This is a genomic window from Morganella sp. EGD-HP17 (assembly GCF_000512315.2).
Taxonomy (GTDB): Bacteria; Pseudomonadota; Gammaproteobacteria; order Enterobacterales; family Enterobacteriaceae; genus Morganella; species Morganella morganii.
Genome location: NZ_AZRH01000002.1, coordinates 278,969 through 297,619 on the forward strand (window position 1 = coordinate 278,969; position 18,651 = coordinate 297,619).

Annotated in this window: 16 protein-coding genes; 2 read left to right on the forward strand and 14 right to left on the reverse strand. The window is 51.9% G+C overall.

The window, feature by feature from the left end; all coding sequences use genetic code 11:
* Positions 1–6: 6 nt before the first annotated feature.
* Entirely contained in the window at positions 7–414 is a 408-nt protein-coding gene (locus X965_RS03720; RefSeq protein WP_051997307.1) for a hypothetical protein, read from the reverse strand.
* On the reverse strand, positions 407–1,780 hold the full coding sequence (locus X965_RS03725; protein WP_036417097.1) for an MFS transporter: 1,374 nt from the start codon (positions 1,778–1,780) through the stop codon (positions 407–409). The genes X965_RS03720 and X965_RS03725 overlap by 8 nt, the downstream gene beginning before the upstream one ends.
* Before the next feature lie 91 nt (positions 1,781–1,871).
* Here X965_RS03725 and X965_RS03730 point away from each other — a divergent pair, with 91 nt between their 5' ends.
* Positions 1,872–2,765 carry a LysR family transcriptional regulator gene (locus X965_RS03730; protein WP_036417099.1) on the forward strand — a complete coding sequence of 298 codons (894 nt, stop codon included), beginning with the start codon at positions 1,872–1,874 and terminating at the stop codon, positions 2,763–2,765.
* Positions 2,766–2,833: 68 nt separating this feature from the next.
* On the opposite strand, the gene ybgE is transcribed toward X965_RS03730, so the two are convergent.
* The 12 genes from ybgE to sdhC form a co-directional block, all read right to left on the reverse strand.
* Positions 2,834–3,118, reverse strand: a complete 285-nt coding sequence (ybgE, locus tag X965_RS03735; protein ID WP_015422547.1) for a cyd operon protein YbgE — start codon at positions 3,116–3,118, stop codon at positions 2,834–2,836.
* Between the two features lie 5 nt (positions 3,119–3,123).
* Positions 3,124–3,231 carry a cytochrome bd-I oxidase subunit CydX gene (gene cydX, locus X965_RS03740; RefSeq protein WP_004235652.1) on the reverse strand — a complete coding sequence of 36 codons (108 nt, stop codon included), beginning with the start codon at positions 3,229–3,231 and terminating at the stop codon, positions 3,124–3,126.
* A gap of 13 nt (positions 3,232–3,244) precedes the next feature.
* Complete coding sequence (gene cydB / locus X965_RS03745) at positions 3,245–4,387, reverse strand: cytochrome d ubiquinol oxidase subunit II (RefSeq protein WP_004235651.1); 1,143 nt, start codon at positions 4,385–4,387, stop codon at positions 3,245–3,247.
* Between the two features lie 14 nt (positions 4,388–4,401).
* The gene (gene cydA, locus X965_RS03750) at positions 4,402–5,964 is read right to left on the reverse strand and encodes a cytochrome ubiquinol oxidase subunit I (protein ID WP_036417101.1); all 1,563 of its coding nucleotides are present in this window, start codon (positions 5,962–5,964) and stop codon (positions 4,402–4,404) included.
* 802 nt (positions 5,965–6,766) lie between these two features.
* Entirely contained in the window at positions 6,767–7,639 is an 873-nt protein-coding gene (gene sucD / locus X965_RS03755; RefSeq protein WP_004235649.1) for a succinate--CoA ligase subunit alpha, read from the reverse strand.
* Positions 7,639–8,805, reverse strand: a complete 1,167-nt coding sequence (gene sucC, locus X965_RS03760; protein WP_004235648.1) for an ADP-forming succinate--CoA ligase subunit beta — start codon at positions 8,803–8,805, stop codon at positions 7,639–7,641. Before sucC ends, sucD begins: the two co-directional genes overlap by 1 nt.
* Before the next feature lie 148 nt (positions 8,806–8,953).
* Positions 8,954–10,165 carry a 2-oxoglutarate dehydrogenase complex dihydrolipoyllysine-residue succinyltransferase gene (gene odhB, locus X965_RS03765; RefSeq protein WP_004241611.1) on the reverse strand — a complete coding sequence of 404 codons (1,212 nt, stop codon included), beginning with the start codon at positions 10,163–10,165 and terminating at the stop codon, positions 8,954–8,956.
* A 14-nt stretch (positions 10,166–10,179) separates the two neighbouring features.
* Entirely contained in the window at positions 10,180–12,984 is a 2,805-nt protein-coding gene (sucA, locus tag X965_RS03770) for a 2-oxoglutarate dehydrogenase E1 component (protein WP_004235645.1), read from the reverse strand.
* 461 nt (positions 12,985–13,445) lie between these two features.
* Positions 13,446–14,162 carry a succinate dehydrogenase iron-sulfur subunit gene (locus X965_RS03780; protein ID WP_036417103.1) on the reverse strand — a complete coding sequence of 239 codons (717 nt, stop codon included), beginning with the start codon at positions 14,160–14,162 and terminating at the stop codon, positions 13,446–13,448.
* 34 nt (positions 14,163–14,196) lie between these two features.
* Positions 14,197–15,963 carry a succinate dehydrogenase flavoprotein subunit gene (gene sdhA, locus X965_RS03785; protein WP_036417105.1) on the reverse strand — a complete coding sequence of 589 codons (1,767 nt, stop codon included), beginning with the start codon at positions 15,961–15,963 and terminating at the stop codon, positions 14,197–14,199.
* Positions 15,964–16,323, reverse strand: a complete 360-nt coding sequence (gene sdhD, locus X965_RS03790; protein ID WP_036417107.1) for a succinate dehydrogenase, hydrophobic membrane anchor protein — start codon at positions 16,321–16,323, stop codon at positions 15,964–15,966.
* Positions 16,317–16,706, reverse strand: coding sequence for a succinate dehydrogenase cytochrome b556 subunit (gene sdhC, locus X965_RS03795; protein WP_015422545.1), 390 nt, complete (start codon positions 16,704–16,706; stop codon positions 16,317–16,319). Before sdhC ends, sdhD begins: the two co-directional genes overlap by 7 nt.
* 589 nt (positions 16,707–17,295) lie before the next feature.
* Here sdhC and X965_RS03800 point away from each other — a divergent pair.
* A complete protein-coding gene (locus X965_RS03800) occupies positions 17,296–18,591 on the forward strand; it encodes a citrate synthase (RefSeq protein WP_004235639.1) in 1,296 nt (431 codons plus the stop codon).
* Positions 18,592–18,651: the final 60 nt, after the last annotated feature.

The following is an 18,651-nucleotide window of genomic DNA, read 5'->3' on the forward strand; positions in this document are numbered from 1 at the left end:
GGCATTTCAGGCAGACAGCGGTGTTTCATGTAAATAATGCCACCGCCACTTCCCGTTATCCTCCCGGCGGAGAATAACCAGCGAGCGCCGTGCTGTGGTGCTTCCGGCAAAATGCTGTGTCTCCTGATAGCGCACGGATATGGTGTTTTCTGTCAGGCTGACACACTGATACTCCGCCGTTTCAATCGGTGCTCCCTGTCTCTGACCCTGTATACGGGTAAACATCGCCGTCACCGCCGCGAGATCAATCACTGCCCCGCTGATACCGGTCATGGAAAACTCAGGGGTAAAATGGGTCAGCAACTCAGACAGTGCGGCCTGCCCTTCTGCTCCGGGGACAGTAAATGTTTTAAAAATCAGGTCATGGACATGATGGATTTCGTCACACGCCTGCTGAAATATGGTATTACTCACGGATAATCTCCTCTGCGGATTTTAATGAAGTACGGAACTGCGGGCGGGCCAGGAAAATCAGCGGGATAAGCCCGGCCAGTGCGCCTCCCAGAAATGTCAGGGCAAATGCCTGTCCCGGAACAATGGCATTCAGGGTCTGATACAGCGTCATCATGACGGCAGCACCAATACTGAACACCACCTGGCGGTTAATATTCCAGATCACACTGGCTTTGTTCAGCTGTGTTCCGTGAAAATCATACAGTGCGGTGGTTTGTGCACAGTTTGCGGCGATGCCGCCGCCGGTGCCGGTCAGCAAATAAATCAGGCCGATGAAATATAACGGTGTGTGGCTGTCTGTCAGGGCAAACAGTGCGATACCGCCGCTGTGCAGCAGCAGACTGATAATAAACAGGCGCCCGGCACCGGTCCGGTTATAGACTGTGCCGCTGATCAGCATGGCCACCATGGCACCCGCCGCATACAGCAGCATAAACGCACCGGTGACGGCAGTACTCAGGCCGAGGACCGTGGTCAGATAAAAGATAGCGAGGATGTTCGCCCCGGTGAATACGCCCGGTACCGCGTAATACACTGCAACCGAGAGCCACAACCGGGTATTTTTCAGCAGCGATAAATCAATAATCGCCTGCGGAGTCTGCCGGTAATGGCGGTAATAAAGCCCTGCACTGAACAACATCAGTCCGCCGAGCGCCAGTGCGCCGGTGATATTGTGGTATTCCCCGTACAATGAGAGGGCAATCAGCAGGGATGCCAGCGTCAGGCTGACCAGAAGCAACCCTTTGAGATCAGCTGCTTCTCCGGCAGTCGTTTTCGGTTCACGGATCCAGCACCAGGCCAGCAGTGCCGTAAAGAGAGCCACCGGGGCATTGACATAAAAGACAGGCCGCCATCCTGCCAGGTCAACAATGATTCCCCCTGCCATCGGGGAAAGCGCAGGTGCAATCAGCGCGATCATCATAATAATGGTGGATATCTTGCTTCGCTCACGCCCCTGAAAATACTGAAAAGTCAGTGACTGCCCGGCCGGGATCAGTAATCCGCCTGCCACGCCCTGTAAAAAACGCCAGAAAATCAGCGAAGCAAAGGATTCTGCACTGCCTGCCAGCACTGCAGCTGCGGCAAACAGCAGCATTGAGGCTGTCATCAGTTCGCGGATCCCGAAACGGGCCGCCAGCCGGGGACTGAGCGGGATAATCAGTGTCAGTCCGAGAATATAGCTGTTTGCCACCCAGGTCACCGACAGGGATGACACCTGCATTGCCTCTGCAATAGCAGGCAGTGTGATGGCCGACATAAAGATATTGATACAATCAATAAAAAAGCCCAGTAAAAAAATCAGGGCGATACGGTAACGATAAGTCATGGTTTCCTCCGGCCAGCAGTGTAAAAGCAGTTGACCGCAGCCGTCTATGCATCAAAATAGACAATACTGTTTGAAAAAACGAAACAATCTTATGCTTACATCTGTTGAGAAGATCAATACCTTTATTTATGTTGTGGATACCGGTTCCTTTACCCGGGCCGCTGCACGCCTGAATCTGAGCAAATCGGTGGTCAGCCTGCATATCAAAGCCCTGGAATCCGAGCTCAGCACCACACTGCTGCACCGGACCACACGGCAGTTTACGCTGACAGAATCCGGCCAGGCACTGTATCAGCAATTCAAACCGCTGTTACAACAGTTCGACAGCGCGATGGATGCCGTCAGAACGGGGACCGCGCAACCACAGGGACCGCTGAGTTTCAGTGCCGCCGCAGAATTCGGCGGCCAATTTCTGCTGCCGCAACTGCCTGCTTTCACAGAGCGCTATCCGCTGATCAGAGCTGATTACCGCGTCGATCACAGTCTGAGTGATTTGATTGCCCTGAAACTGGATGTGGTGTTCCGGCTGGGAACGCTGAGTGACAGCGGCCTGCGGTTCCGCAAACTCGCTGATTTTCCGGTTTGTTATGTGGCAACGCCGGCGTTTATCCGGCAGCACCGGGTGACGGAGAGCAGTGATCCCGCCGCTTTGCCCTTTATCGCCAACAGCAACCTGACCGCCCGTATCAGCTGGCGTCAGCATCTGCCCGCGCCGGACAACCGGGTGTTTATCTCTAATTCGATTCAGGCGATCCGCACCATGACACTGGCACATCAGGGTTACAGTCTGCTGCCGGTCTGGTATATCCGCGAACAACTGACAGAGGAGAAACTGGTTCCGGTATTCACCCGTCAGCCGGTGCCGGATCAGAGCATCAATATGGTATTTCCGCCCGCTGCGCATCTGCCGCAGAAGGTCCGGGTGTTTATTGATTATTTTGCCCGCTTTTTTGCAGATAATGCCGCATTGCTGCACTATCCGTGAACCAGGGCAGAAACAGAAAAGAAAAAAAGCCGTTCATCAGAACGGCTTTTTAGTCATAAACGTTTATATCAGCTGAAAAAATGATAAAGGCCGTAACCCAGAATCACCACCGCCGGAAGCGGATGGAACAGAATCTTCCAGATTGCGCGCTTCGGCCGGAATGCCAGACCGAAAATTGCGCCGCTGCATACCGCCCAGATCATCAGCAGTCCCTGCCAGATCTGTAATGAACTGGTGTTTGCCGCAAAACGCGACGGATCCCAGATCACACTCAATGCCAGCCCCAACGCCATTATCAGGACAAGGGCCCGTAAAGGACCCTTATCCAGTAGTTGGTAAGACTTATCCAGCATCCGTCTTACTCGCCTGAAGCGGCTTTATCTTCGTGGTGCTCAATAGCCAGTGCTGCAATAACAGCAATACTACAGGCCAGGAGCGTTCCGAGGATCCATGCAAAATACCACATATTCGTCTGCTCCTTAGTACAATGTATGTTTGTTCTCTTCGATGAAGGACTTATCAATACGCCCTGCCATCTTCACGTAACACCAGATGGTGTACAGGAGAACAAGTGGTACAAAGATAATCGCAACAACCGTCATCACCTGGAGAGTAAACAGGCTGGAAGTTGCATCCCACATGGTCAGACTAACGTTCGGGTCGATGCTTGAAGGCATAATGAACGGGAACATTGCTGTACCACAGGTCAGGATCACACCGGCAATAGTCAGCGAGGTGAACAGGAATGCCCACGCGCCTTTATCCATTGCAGTGAACATCACGACCAGCAGAGGTGATGCCAGACCAATAGCAGGCAGGATCCACAGGATTGGATAGGCATTGAAGTTTGCCATCCATGCGCCTGCTTCCTGTACCACTTCTTTATTGACCGGGTTAGACGCACCGAAATGGTCGATGTCAGAGACAACACGGAAACCATCGATACCGCCCCACATCAGCCATGCACCGGCTGCCGCGAACAGAACAAATGTCAGCAGAGCAGTGATAGTGGTGGCTTTACGCACACGCACATGCAGATCACCGGTGGTACGCATCTGCAGGTAAGTTGCACCGTGCGCCACGATCATCATCAGGCTGATTAAACCGGCTAACAGACCGTACGGGTTCAGCAGACCGAAGAAGCTCCCTGCATAAGACACCTGCAGCTGGGAGTTAACTTCAACCGGTACACCCTGTAACAGGTTACCGAATGCCACACCGATCACTAATGACGGTACGAAACTGCCGATAAAGATACCCCAGTCCCACATACCGCGCCATTTTGGTGATTCCAGTTTTGAACGATAGTCAAAACCGACCGGACGGAAGAATAATGCCGCCAGGACCAGAATCATTGCGATATAGAAACCGGAGAATGCTGCAGCATAGACCATCGGCCATGCTGCGAACAGTGCACCACCCGCGGTGATAAGCCATACCTGGTTACCGTCCCAGTGCGGTGCAATCGCGTTAATCATGATACGGCGTTCAGTATCATTTCTGCCGATAACTCGCAGCAGAACACCCACGCCCATATCAAAGCCATCAGTTACAGTGAAGCCAATCAGCAGTACGCCAATCAGGATCCACCATACAAACCGTAATATTTCATAATCAAACATAAGTGGGCTCCTGTTTACTTAGCGTCTTGTGCCGGGGACGTTTCGAAATGATAACGGCCGGTTTTTAAGCTGCTTGGACCAAGACGTGCAAATTTGAACATCAGGAACATTTCAGCAATCAGGAATAAGGTATACAGGCCGCAAATCAGCGCCATAGAGAACAGAATGTCTCCGGCTGCCAGATGTGACGTTGCATATGCTGTCGGTAACACTTCACCGACTGCCCATGGCTGACGGCCATATTCAGCAACGAACCAGCCTGCTTCAACACCAATCCACGGTAACGGCAGGCTGAGGAATGCAGCACGCAGCAGCCATTTGGACTTGCCGATACGATTGCGCAGTACACTCAGGAATGACAGACCCAGAACGATCAGCATCAGACCACCGGCAGCCACCATCAGGCGGAATGCCCAGAACAGCGGTGCGACACGCGGAATGGAGTCTTTGGTTGCTGCCTGAATCTGCTCTTCAGTTGCCTGACCGACGTTATCGGTATAGCGTTTCAGCAGTAAGCCGTAACCAAGGTCTTTTTTGCTCTGATTAAAGGCATCACGGACTGCCGGGTCGGTATTACCGCCACGCAGCTGCTGTAACAGATCATACGCCACCATACCGTTACGGATACGGGCTTCGTGCTGCACCATCAGGTCACGCAGGCCGAGAACCGGAGTATCAATTGAACGGGTGGTGATAAGGCCCATCAGGTACGGAATCTCAATCGCAAAACTGTTTTCCATTTTTTCCTGATTAGGGAACGCAATCACGTTAAATGATGCAGGCGCAGGCTGAGTATGCCATTCACCTTCAATCGCGGCGAGTTTGGTTTTCTGCACGTCACCCATTTCATAACCGGATTCATCACCCAGCACGATAACGGATAACACAGCGGCGATACCAAAGCTTGCTGCAATCGCAAAAGAGCGTTTTGCAAATGCAAGATCACGGCCCTTCATCAGATACCGCGCACTGATAGACAGTACGAAGATCGCACCGGTACAGTAGCCGGCAGCCACTGTGTGCACAAATTTAACCTGTGCAACCGGGTTGAGAACCAGTTCGGAGAAGCTCAGCATCTCCATACGCATGGTTTCAAAGTTGAAGTCAGCAGCAATCGGGTTCTGCATCCAGCCGTTTGCCACCAGGATCCACAGCGCAGAGAAGTTGGAACCGAGCGCAACGAACCAGGTCACCATCAGGTGCTGTTTCTTGCTGAGACGATCCCAGCCGAAGAAGAACAGACCCACGAAGGTGGATTCGAGGAAGAATGCCATCAGACCTTCGATTGCCAGAGGCGCACCGAAGATATCACCGACATAGTGAGAGTAGTATGACCAGTTTGTCCCGAACTGGAACTCCATGGTCAGACCGGTAGCAACACCCAGAGCGAAGTTAATACCAAATAACTTGCCCCAGAACTTCGTCATATCTTTATAGATTTGTTTACCGGACAGGACGTATACCGTTTCCATGATCGCTAACATGAAGGACATCCCTAATGTTAGCGGTACAAATAAGAAGTGGTACATCGCTGTTAAGGCAAACTGTAATCGCGACAGTTCGACAATATCAAACATCTTGACTCCTTGCTCCTAGCAGGAAGACACCGACATGCGGCAACCCAAGCTTTCCTGAAGAAAGAAAGCAACATAACTACCAGCAATAAATGCCTCTAAATGCAATAACAAATTAGTAACAAAAAAACACCTAAATAGACACCCTAATAATAGTACGCTTATATTTGCACACAATAAACCGCTTTTGCGTGATTCAGATTGGAATTCTGAGGATATATCAAATAATGCACAGCGTAGTCATTTTCGGCTATTTTGATCTGCCACAATTTAAACAAATCACCGAAATAATGCCAGTGCAATAGATTGATTTACGTCAATTTTTCCGCATCGTGTTAATTAAAATCGCATATATGGTAATTGAGTTACTTTATTGTTACGGCAATGTACACACAAATACAACCTGACAGAAAAATACCAATAATATATGCGCTTTTTATTAACCTTTTATTTTCATCAGCAATTCTGGTTAATTTCATGAGCCGGATAATTCAATTATAAATAAATTATCACTAAAACTGTTATTGTCTGTTTGTATTAACACACGACAATAATCATTTTCGGCACAAAAATTAAGTATAAATCAAGATGATAAAAAACGCCCTTTTATACCTGAGACTTTTTGCTGTGTAAACGATACAGCAGGCGTTTCAGAACAATTAAGAAAATTGCTTAAAACAACAGCAATAACAGGAAGCAGTGGGTAAAAGCGCGTAATCAGGCAGAAATGGCGGAATTGTGTTCAGATCAAAAAACAGCCGGAAGCGCCATGAAACCGGCTCCGGCTGTATAATAATGGCAGGAATTATTTATTCAGAATCGCTTTTACCGCATCACCGATATCAGCCAGGCTGCGGACCGTCTTCACACCGGCGGCTTCAAGGGCGGCAAATTTCTCATCTGCTGTCCCCTTCCCGCCTGCGATAATCGCCCCCGCATGACCCATACGTTTGCCTTTCGGCGCAGTCACACCCGCGATATACGCCACGACAGGTTTGGTGACATGGTCTTTGATAAAGGCAGCCGCTTCTTCTTCCGCACTGCCGCCGATTTCACCGATCATAACAATCGCTTCTGTCTGCGGGTCGTTCTGGAACATCCGCAGGATATCAATAAAGTTAGAACCCGGAATCGGGTCACCGCCGATCCCCACACAGGTGGATTGTCCCAGACCGGCATCAGTCGTCTGTTTCACCGCTTCATAAGTCAGCGTACCTGAACGGGAAACGATCCCCACTTTGCCCGGCAGATGGATATGTCCCGGCATAATCCCGATTTTGCACTCACCCGGAGTGATAACACCCGGACAGTTCGGGCCGATCATCCGCACACCAGCTTCATCCAGCTTCACCTTGACGGTCAGCATATCCAGAGTCGGGATACCTTCCGTGATGGTGATAATCAGCTTAATACCTGCATCAATCGCTTCCAGAATCGAGTCTTTGCAGAACGGTGCCGGAACATAAATAACAGAAGCGGTCGCACCGGTGGCTTCCACCGCGTCACGCACGGTGTTAAAGACCGGTAAACCTAAATGTGTTGTACCGCCTTTGCCCGGCGTCACACCGCCGACCATTTTAGTGCCGTACGCAATTGCCTGTTCAGAGTGGAAAGTCCCCTGGCTACCTGTGAATCCCTGACAGATAACTTTGGTGTTCTTATCGATTAAAATAGACATTATTTCGCTCCCACTGCTGCAACAACACGTTTCGCAGCATCCGTCAGGCTGGTTGCCGCAATAATATTCAGACCACTTTTCGCCAGTTTTTCCGCACCCAGTTCCGCGTTGTTCCCTTCCAGGCGCACAACCACCGGCACACTGACACCGACTTCCTCAACCGCGCCGATGATCCCGTCCGCAATCAGGTCACAACGGACAATTCCGCCGAAGATATTGACGAAGACTGCTTTGACGTTTTCGTCAGACAGAATGATTTTAAAGGCTTCTGTCACACGCTCTTTGGTTGCGCCGCCGCCGACATCCAGGAAGTTTGCCGGCTCACCGCCGTGCAGTTTGACGATATCCATGGTGCCCATTGCCAGACCGGCACCGTTCACCATACAGCCGATATTGCCGTCCAGTGCCACATAGTTCAGTTCCCACTGTGCAGCCTGTGCTTCGCGGGCATCTTCCTGTGACGGATCATGCATTTCACGCAGTTCCGGCTGGCGGTACAGTGCGTTACCGTCAATGCCTAATTTGCCGTCGAGGCAGATAAGCTCGTCCTGAGTGGTGATCACCAGCGGGTTGATTTCCGCCATGGCCAGATCACGCTCCAGGAACATGGTTGCCAGTCCCATAAAGATTTTGGTGAACTGGCTGACTAATTTACCGGTTAAGCCCAGTTTAAACGCCAGCTCGCGCCCCTGATACGGCATCGGGCCGGTCAGCGGGTCAATCACGGCTTTGTGGATCAGTTCCGGTGTTTCATGTGCCACTTTCTCAATTTCGACACCACCTTCAGTGGAGGCCATAAAGACCACACGGCGTGAACCGCGATCCACCACGGCCCCCAGATAAAGCTCTTTGGCGATATCTGTTGCGCCTTCCACCAGCACCTGATGCACAGGCTGACCCAGTGCATCTGTCTGATAGGTTACCAGACGCTTGCCTAACCACTGTTCGGCAAACGCGCGAATTTCGTCTTTGCTCTTAACCAGTTTCACACCGCCCGCTTTCCCGCGGCCCCCGGCATGAACCTGGCATTTTACGACCCACGGGCCGCTGCCGATTTTGGATGCAGCTTCTTCCGCTTCACGGGGTGTGGAGCAGGCATAGCCTGCCGGTGCAGGTAAACCATACCGGGTGAAGAGTTGTTTTGCCTGATACTCGTGTAAATTCATGATGTTCTATCCATAATTTGTCTGATGAGAGCGGACTCTCTTATTGTTGTTGCCTGGATAGCGCCGGTTTTCCGGCGCAGGGACACAGATTCACTGTCGCGAGTTCAGCCGGGCGGTTTTAGCGCGATGCCGCCCGGATGAGGGTTGATTACACGTCGAGCAGTAAACGTGCCGGATCTTCTAACATCTCTTTAATGGTCACGAGGAATCCGACAGATTCACGGCCATCAATCAGACGGTGGTCATAAGAGAGCGCCAGGTACATCATCGGCAGGATCACCACCTGACCATTTACCGCCATCGGACGATCTTTGATAGCATGCATCCCCAAAATCGCACTCTGCGGCGGGTTAATGATCGGTGTGGACATCAGCGAACCGAATACCCCGCCGTTGGTAATGGTAAAGTTACCGCCGGTCAGGTCTTCCACTGTCAGTTTGCCTTCCTGACCTTTGACAGCCAGCTCTTTAATGCGTTTTTCGATTTCAGCCATGCTCAGCGCATCCGCATCACGCAGGACCGGGGTCACCAGACCGCGCGGCGTGGAGACCGCAATACTGATATCGAAATAGTTGTGATACACCACATCAGTACCGTCGATAGAAGCATTCACTTCCGGATAACGTTTCAGTGCCTCAACCACCGCTTTCACATAGAAAGACATGAAACCGAGGCGCACACCGTGGCGTTTTTCAAAGGATTCGCCATACTGTTTACGCATATCCATCACCGGCTTCATGCTCACCTCGTTAAAGGTGGTCAGCATTGCGGTGTTGTTTTTCGCTTCCAGCAGACGTTCTGCCACACGCTTGCGCAGACGGGTCATCGGCACGCGTTTTTCACTGCGGTGCGGTAAACCGGCCTGAGAAACCGGCTCAGCGGCGGCTTTTGCAGGCGCTTTCGGCTGCTGAGACAGATATTTCTCAACATCTTCACGGGTCAGACGACCACCGACACCACTGCCGGTAATATCTGCCGCTTTCAGGCCATGCTCTGCGAGCAGGCGGCGCACAGCAGGGCTTACCGCGTCATTGGTTTCTTCATCCAGACCGGCGTTCTGACGCTGTGCCGGTGTGGACTGTACTTTTTCTTTTATTTCTGCAGGCAGACCGGTGCTGTCGCCCAGACGGATACGTCCGAGCAGTTGTTTAGAGAGGACGGTTGCCCCTTCTTCTTCCAGCACCGCTTCCAGAACACCGGAATCACTGGCAGGAACTTCCAGCACGACTTTGTCTGTTTCAATTTCCACCAGCACTTCATCACGTTCGACGCTGTCACCCGGTTTTTTGTGCCAGGTTGCCACGGTGGCATCAGCAACAGACTCGGGGAGATCAGGAACCAGAATTTCTATGCTACTCATTGCTTTTCCTTAATTTATTCAACGTTCAGTGCATCATTAACCAGCTCTTGTTGTTGCTGCTGGTGAACAGACGTATAACCCACGGCCGGAGAGGCGGATGCCGGACGGCCCGCATAACGCAGTGCCGCACCTGCCGGAACCGCATCACGGAAATTGTGCTGGCAGCAGTACCACGCGCCCTGGTTGAGCGGCTCTTCCTGGCACCAGACAAAATCTTTCACATGGCTGAATGGTGCGAGAATCGCATGTATATCTTCATGCGGGAACGGATAGAGCTGTTCAATACGGATAATCGCCACATCCGTCTGATTATTCTTGCGGCGCTGCTCCAGTAAATCGTAGTAAACCTTACCGGAACACAGCACAACGCGCTTCACATCTGCCGGATTCAGATCATCTGCTTCACCGATAACCGCTTCAAAGTGACCTTCGGCCAGTTCTTCCAGAGAAGAGACCGCCAGCGGGTGACGCAGCAGTGATTTCGGTGACATGACAATCAGCGGACGGCGCATACCGCGCAGTGCCTGACGGCGCAGCATATGGTAAACCTGTGCCGGGGTTGACGGGACACAGACCTGCATGTTCTGTTCCGCGCAAAGCTGAAGGTAGCGTTCCAGACGGGCGCTGGAGTGCTCCGGCCCCTGGCCTTCGTAGCCGTGCGGCAGTAACATCACCAGTCCGCACATCCGGCCCCACTTCTGTTCGCCGGAGCTGATGAACTGGTCAATCACCACCTGTGCCACGTTGGCGAAGTCACCAAACTGGGCTTCCCAGATAGTCAGGCCGCGCGGGTCAGTGGTTGCATAGCCGTATTCAAAGGCCAGTACCGCTTCCTCAGACAGGACGGAGTCCCATACATTGAAGCGTCCCTGGGCGTTATGGACATTCATCAGCGGCACATAGCAGGAGCCGTTGCTCTGGTTATGAATAACCGCGTGACGATGGAAGAACGTACCGCGTCCCGCATCCTCACCGGACAGACGCACCGGAACACCTTCATCCACCAGTGTTGCGTAAGCCAGATTCTCCGCCGCACCCCAGTCGAGCAGTTTATTACCTTCCGCCATTTCCGCACGGTCGGTATAGATTTTTTCGACACGCGGGTGCATATGCACTTCTTCCGGCACGGTACTGATACGGCGCGCCAGATCACCGAGGCGTTTCAGTTCCACTTTATTGGCGTAGCTGTCGTTCCAGTTGTGATTCAGGTACGGTTCCCAGGTAAGCGCTGCTTTACCGATTTCACGCCACTCTTCCACCACACAGTCACCGCGATCCATCGCATCACGGTACATATTGACCATTTCAGTCACATCACCGGCAGCGACCACACCTTCGGCAATCAGTTTATCGCCGTAGATTTTACGCGGTGTCGGGTGCTGTTTGATTTTCTGGTACATCATCGGCTGGGTTGCACTCGGCTCATCCGCCTCGTTATGGCCGTGACGGCGGTAGCAGACCAGGTCGATCATCACATCGCGGTTAAAGGTATTACGGAAATCCAGTGCCAGGCGGGTCACGAATGCCACAGCTTCCGGATCATCAGCATTCACGTGGAAAATCGGTGCCTGTACCATCTTCATGATGTCAGTACAGTATTCCGTTGACCGGGTATCTTTCGGGTTGGAGGTGGTGAAACCAATCTGGTTATTGATAACAATGCGGACAGTCCCGCCCACTTCATAGCCCCGGGCCTGTGACATATTCAGGGTTTCCTGAACAATCCCCTGGCCGGTTACCGCTGAGTCACCGTGAATGGTGATCGGCAGAACCATTTTGCTCAGACTTTCCGGCAGACGGTCGCGGCGGGCGCGGACAGAGCCGATGACCACCGGGCTGACAATCTCAAGGTGAGACGGGTTAAAGGCGAGTGCCAGATGCACCTGAGCCCCTTCTGTCACGAAGTCAGACGAGAAACCCTGATGGTATTTCACATCACCGGTACCCAGATGATCTTTGTGTTTACCGGCAAACTCATCAAACAGATCCGCCGGTTTTTTACCGAACAGGTTAACCAGAACGTTCAGACGACCGCGGTGTGCCATACCCAGCACCACTTCGCGGGTGTCCTGCTTACCGGCATGACGGATCAGGTCTTTCAGCATCGGAATGAGGGAATCGCCCCCTTCCAGTGAGAAACGTTTTGCGCCCGGGAATTTCGCCCCGAGATAGCGCTCCAGCCCTTCGGCTGCGGTCAGATCCGCCAGGAAACGCCGTTTTTCATCAGCACTGAACAGCTTACTGACGTCAACGGATTCCAGACGTTGCTGGAGCCAGCGTTTCTCTTCGGTATTGGTGATATGCATATACTCAGCGCCGATGGAGCCGCAGTAAATGCGTTTTAATGCATCAAACAACTCGCTCAGCCGCATGGTTTCGCTGCCGATGGCAAAAGAACCGACGTTAAAGGTTTCATCAAAATCGGCTTTGGTCAGATTGTGGAACGCCGGGTCCAGATCCGGAACCGGTTCCTGTTTCCACAGGCCGAGCGGGTCAAGGTTGGCATTCTGATGACCGCGGAAGCGGAATGCGTTGATAAGCTGCAGGACTTTGACCTGCTTGGAATCCATCGCCGGATCGCTGACGGAGGTGTGGTAGCGGGTCGAATCTTTGGCCAGACGACGGAAGTAGTCGCGCGTCTGTGAATGAGGTTGTTCTGTGATGTCCGCTTTCGGCAGTGAGTCGAAAATCTCCCGCCAACTTCCATCGACGGAGGACGGATCGTTCAGATAGTCTTCATAGATATCTTCTATGTAGGCCTGGTTTTCTCCAGCCAGAAAGCTGGAATCCAGCCAGTCCTTCAGTGCGCCGTTCTGCATTATGATCCCTTAAGCTTAGAGCTTCATCCCCGTTGTCTTCCCGGCTGCGGTGTACCGGCTGCGTGTCCGTCCGGAAAACAGAGTGGTTCTGTTCTGCGGATTCCCCGTCTGCCGCTGCCCTGCAACCTGAATGAGGCCGGGTTTAGTTTTCGCCGTGATAACTAATACCGCGATACATTGCGGTGCGTAAAGGATTCCCGGGTGGTGCTTGTGCATCTTATGTTCTGTGTATCCCTGAGGAACCTTTAGCAACGGAATAACCGTTGCTGAAGATCCCTGTACTGTCTATAACCATACTTACATTTGAACCAAAAAACTCACATCTTAATCACAATTAACTACATTTATTGTCGCTTCTAACACTTACTGCGATAGATTATGCCTATTGTTACGGGTTGGTAAAAGATGCCTGCCGGGCAGGCATCTTATTATTATCAATCGCTTAAGCAGAATAAAGTCAATTATGCACTGCGTTTCAGTAACATTGATTTAATATGACCAATTGCTTTTGTCGGATTCAGCCCTTTCGGACATACACTGACGCAGTTCATGATGCCGTGACAGCGGAATACGCTGAAAGCATCACTGATGTCGTCAAGACGGGATTCTGTCTCGGTATCGCGGCTGTCCGTCAGGAAACGGTACGCGGCTAACAGACCGGCCGGACCGATAAATTTGTCCGGGTTCCACCAGAAGGACGGGCAGGATGTCGAGCAGCAGGCACACAGGATACATTCGTACAGACCATCGAGCTTTTCACGCTGCGCCGGTGACTGTAAATGCTCACGAGCCGGCGGGTTTTTGTTGTCGTTGATCAGATACGGGCGGATCTTTTCATACTGCGCGTAGAACTGCCCCATATCCACCACCAGATCCCGCACCACCGGTAAGCCCGGCAGCGGACGGATCACCACTTTTTTACCGCCTTTCATCAGCGCCGACAACGGAGTGATACAGGCCAGACCGTTTTTGCCGTTCATATTGATACCGTCAGAACCACACACCCCTTCACGACAGGAGCGGCGGAATGACAGGCTCGGATCCTGCTCTTTCAGCAGAATCAGTGCATCCAGCACCATCATGTCCCGGCCTTCTTCCACATCCATCTGATAGTTCTGCATGTGTGGTGCGTTATCCACATCCGGGTTATAGCGATAAACTGAAAATTCAACTTTCATAGTATTCTCTCCGCAAATGCCTCATCACCACACATCAGTAAGTACGAATCTTCGGCGGGAATGGGTCACGCAGCTTAGGCTGCATGTTCACCGCACGGCGTGTCATGGTTTCAGATTGCGGCAGGTACAGGGAATGACACAGCCAGTTCGCATCATCGCGCTCCGGATAGTCAAAACGGCTGTGCGCACCACGGCTTTCAGTACGGAAGTTGGCGGCCATTGCAGTGGAATACGCCGTTTCCATCAGGTTATCCAGCTCCAGACACTCGATGCGCTGGGTGTTGAATTCTGATGAGGTATCATCCAGACGCGCATACTGCAGACGCTCTTTAATAGCTTTCAGTTCTTCCAGTCCTTTGGCCATCGCATCCCCTTCGCGGAATACCGAGAAGTTGTGCTGCATACAGGATTGCAGGGCCTTGCGGATAGCAACCGGATCCTCACCGCTACGGGTGTTATTCCAGCGGTTCAGACGCGCCAGTGCCGCATCGATATCCGATTCACCGGCATCACGCATTGCGCCCTGCTCCAGAATGGATTCTTTCAGATGCAGACCGGCTGAACGGCCGAAGACCACCAGGTCAAGCAGTGAGTTACCGCCGAGGCGGTTTGCACCGTGAACAGAAACACAAGCAATTTCACCGACTGCAAACAGACCCGGAACCAGCACATCCTCACCCTGCTCATTCATGGTCACAACCTGACCGGTGACTTTCGTCGGGATGCCGCCCATCATATAGTGGCAGGTCGGGATAACCGGAATCGGCTCTTTGACAGGGTCAACGTGGGCGAATGTCCGGGACAGTTCCAGAATACCCGGCAGACGGGATTCCAGCACTTCTTTGCCCAGATGGTCGAGTTTCAGTTTGGCATGTGGTCCCCACGGGCCGTCACAACCACGGCCTTCGCGGATTTCGATCATAATGGAACGGGCAACCACGTCACGCCCGGCAAGATCTTTAGCGTTCGGTGCGTAGCGCTCCATAAAGCGTTCGCCGTCTTTATTGAGCAGATAACCGCCCTCACCACGGCAGCCTTCAGTAACCAGTACCCCGGCACCGGCAATCCCGGTCGGGTGGAACTGCCACATTTCCATATCCTGCAGTGGAATACCGGCACGCACCGCCATACCGACACCATCACCGGTGTTGATATGGGCGTTAGTGGTGGACTGATAGATACGCCCCGCACCGCCGGTCGCCAGAATCGTGGCTTTGGCTTTGAAATAGACCACTTCACCGGTTTCGATACAGATAGCGGTGGTGCCCATAATGGCGCCGTCCTGGTTTTTCACCAGATCCAGGGCATACCATTCGGAAAAAATCGTGGTGTGATTTTTCAGGTTCTGCTGATACAGCGTATGCAGCAGTGCGTGACCGGTACGGTCAGCCGCAGCGGCAGTACGTGCAGCCTGCTCGCCCCCGAAATCTTTGGATTGTCCGCCGAACGGACGCTGATAAATACTGCCGTCGTCCAGACGGGAGAACGGTAACCCCATGTGCTCCAGTTCCAGCACCGCTTCCGGGCCGGTTTTACACATGTATTCGATAGCATCCTGGTCACCGATGTAATCCGACCCTTTTACGGTGTCGTACATGTGCCATTCCCAGTTATCCGGATGGGTATTCCCCAGCGCCACAGTGATACCGCCCTGGGCGGATACTGTATGAGAGCGGGTCGGGAACACTTTGGATAACAGGGCACAGGACAGGCCGGACTGAGAAATCTGAAGTGCCGCGCGCATACCTGCGCCGCCTGCACCGATAACAACTGCGTCAAACTCTCTGACAGGTAAGCTCATTTAGACACCCCACACAATGATTGAACCGTAAATGACATAGGCTGCCAGCACAATAATGATAATAAATTGCAGCAGCAGGCGCAGGCTCAGGCACTTGACGTAATCCGTCAGTACCTGCCATAACCCGACCCAGGCATGGGCGAGAATGGCGATCAGTGTCAGGGTGGTGAACACCTGAGTGAATGAAGCGGTAAAGAAGCTGGACCAGACGTCATAAGTGATGTCAGAGGTAAAAGCCACAAAACCGACGAGGTAGAGTACATAAAGTGTAATCACAATGGCGCTGGCACGCAGAATTAACCAATCCTGAATACCGTTACGGCCGAGCGTGGTCGCACTGATTTTTGAATTTTTCACCATACCAGAACCCCCGCCAACACGGCTAAAATCACAGTCAGAACCATGGAAATCTTCGCGGATGAAATACCGGCAGCCAGCGTTTCATCAACAAATCCGAAATCCATTAACATGTGACGAATGCCACCACAGATGTGGTAAGCCAATGCAGTGAGGATGCCCCAGAGGATAAACTTCGCGAAGAAACCGCTCATGATATCAGCAGCCTGCGCAAACCCTTCCGGCGAGGACAGCGACAACCCTAATAACCACAGCAGAATCGCTACAGCAATGAAGGTAATGACGCCTGAGACACGGTGTAAAATTGAAGCGATTGCAGGGATCGGAAAGTGGATCGTCTGCAAGTCTAAATTGACAGGTCGTTGTTTTTTCACAATTTTGCCCACACAGCTCTTTATTATTTTTCCTTCCTCCGGACCCAGGCGGAAATCAGACAGCGCTGGGGAAATAAGAACAATCCTTAAGTAAAATCAACATCCGTATTGTTTTACAAAAGTAATGATTCAGTTACGCTGGGTGCTCCTGCTTCAGGGAATTCCGGAGACCTTGAGGCAGTATATGGACTTCACAATATGATTACAATTCCCATACAAAATGTTTGGTCAGATTTAGCCAGAACAGTGAATAAGATCACGGTTCACACAATAAAAACGCCCATTATTATGACTTGTGACATTCTGACAACATTTGAATTACATTATGTGGTTAAATACAAAAATTAAAACGGCAATTACCGGTAAGAAAGACTTCCCGTAAGTGCAAACTTATGCAAAAGTGTAACTTGCAAAAAATGCACAATATCTTGCTGTACAACATAACTTTTATCGCAACACAAAGTTTCATTAACAATCTGATAACCCGTCATGCGCCGTACCGGATAACGTAACACCAGGTACGGTATCCATTCAGGTAACGCATCAGGGGTTATCACAATAAGATTGAAAAACAAATAATAAATGCGCTAAGGAGACCTACATGTCTAATACAAAGGCGGAGCTGACACTAAACGGCGTCAGGGTTACTGATCTGGATATCCTGAGCCCGACTCTCGGCCAGCCCGTAGTTGATGTCCGGACGCTCGGCGGAAAAGGCTACTACACCTTTGATCCCGGCTTCACCTCCACTGCGTCCTGTGAATCAAAAATCACGTATATCGACGGTGATGAAGGTATCCTGTTACATCGCGGCTTCCCGATTGAAGAGCTGGCGATGAAATCTGATTATCTGGAAGTGTGCTACATCCTGCTGTATGGCGAAGCGCCTGATCAGAAAGAGTACGACGAATTTAAAGAAACCGTAAAACGCCACACCATGATCCACGAGCAGATCACCCGCTTGTTCAATGGGTTCCGCCGTGACTCTCACCCGATGGCCGTGCTCTGCGGCGTGACCGGCGCACTGGCGGCGTTCTACCATGACTCGCTGGATGTGAACAATCCGCGCCACCGCGAAATTGCGGCCTACCGTCTGCTCTCCAAAATGCCGACCGTCGCGGCAATGTGTTACAAATATTCTGTCGGGCAGCCGTTTGTCTATCCGAAGAACAATCTTTCCTACGCCGGTAACTTCCTGCGTATGATGTTTGCCACCCCGTGTGAAGAGTATGTGGTTAATCCGGTGCTGGAACGTGCCATGGACAGAATCCTGATCCTGCACGCAGACCACGAACAAAACGCCTCCACTTCCACTGTCCGGACCGCCGGTTCTTCCGGTGCCAACCCGTTCGCCTGTATCGCAGCCGGTATTGCCTCCCTGTGGGGACCTGCTCACGGCGGTGCGAACGAAGCCTGCCTGCGTATGCTGGAAGAGATCCAGACCGTCGATCACATCCCGGCCTTTATTGAGCGCGCGAAAGATAAAAATGACTCTTTCCGTCTGATGGGCTTCGGCCACCGCGTGTACAAAAACCATGACCCGCGTGCCAAAGTGATGCGTGAAACCTGTCACGAAGTACTGAACGAACTGGGCCTGAATGACAGCCTGCTCGAAGTGGCGATGGAGCTGGAACGTATCGCACTGAACGACCCGTACTTTATCGAGAAGAAACTCTATCCGAACGTGGATTTCTACTCCGGTATCATCCTGAAAGCGCTGGGTATTCCGTCAAATATGTTCACGGTAATCTTTGCTATCGGCCGCACCATCGGCTGGATCGCCCACTGGAGCGAAATGCACGACGACGGCCTGAAAATTGCCCGTCCGCGCCAGCTTTATACCGGTTACACTGAGCGTCCGTTTGAAACCAAAGTCACCAAACGCTGTTCATCGTGACAATACCGTATTAATCCTTATAAAACCCTCTCCGGAGGGTTTTTTTATGCATTTTTAACT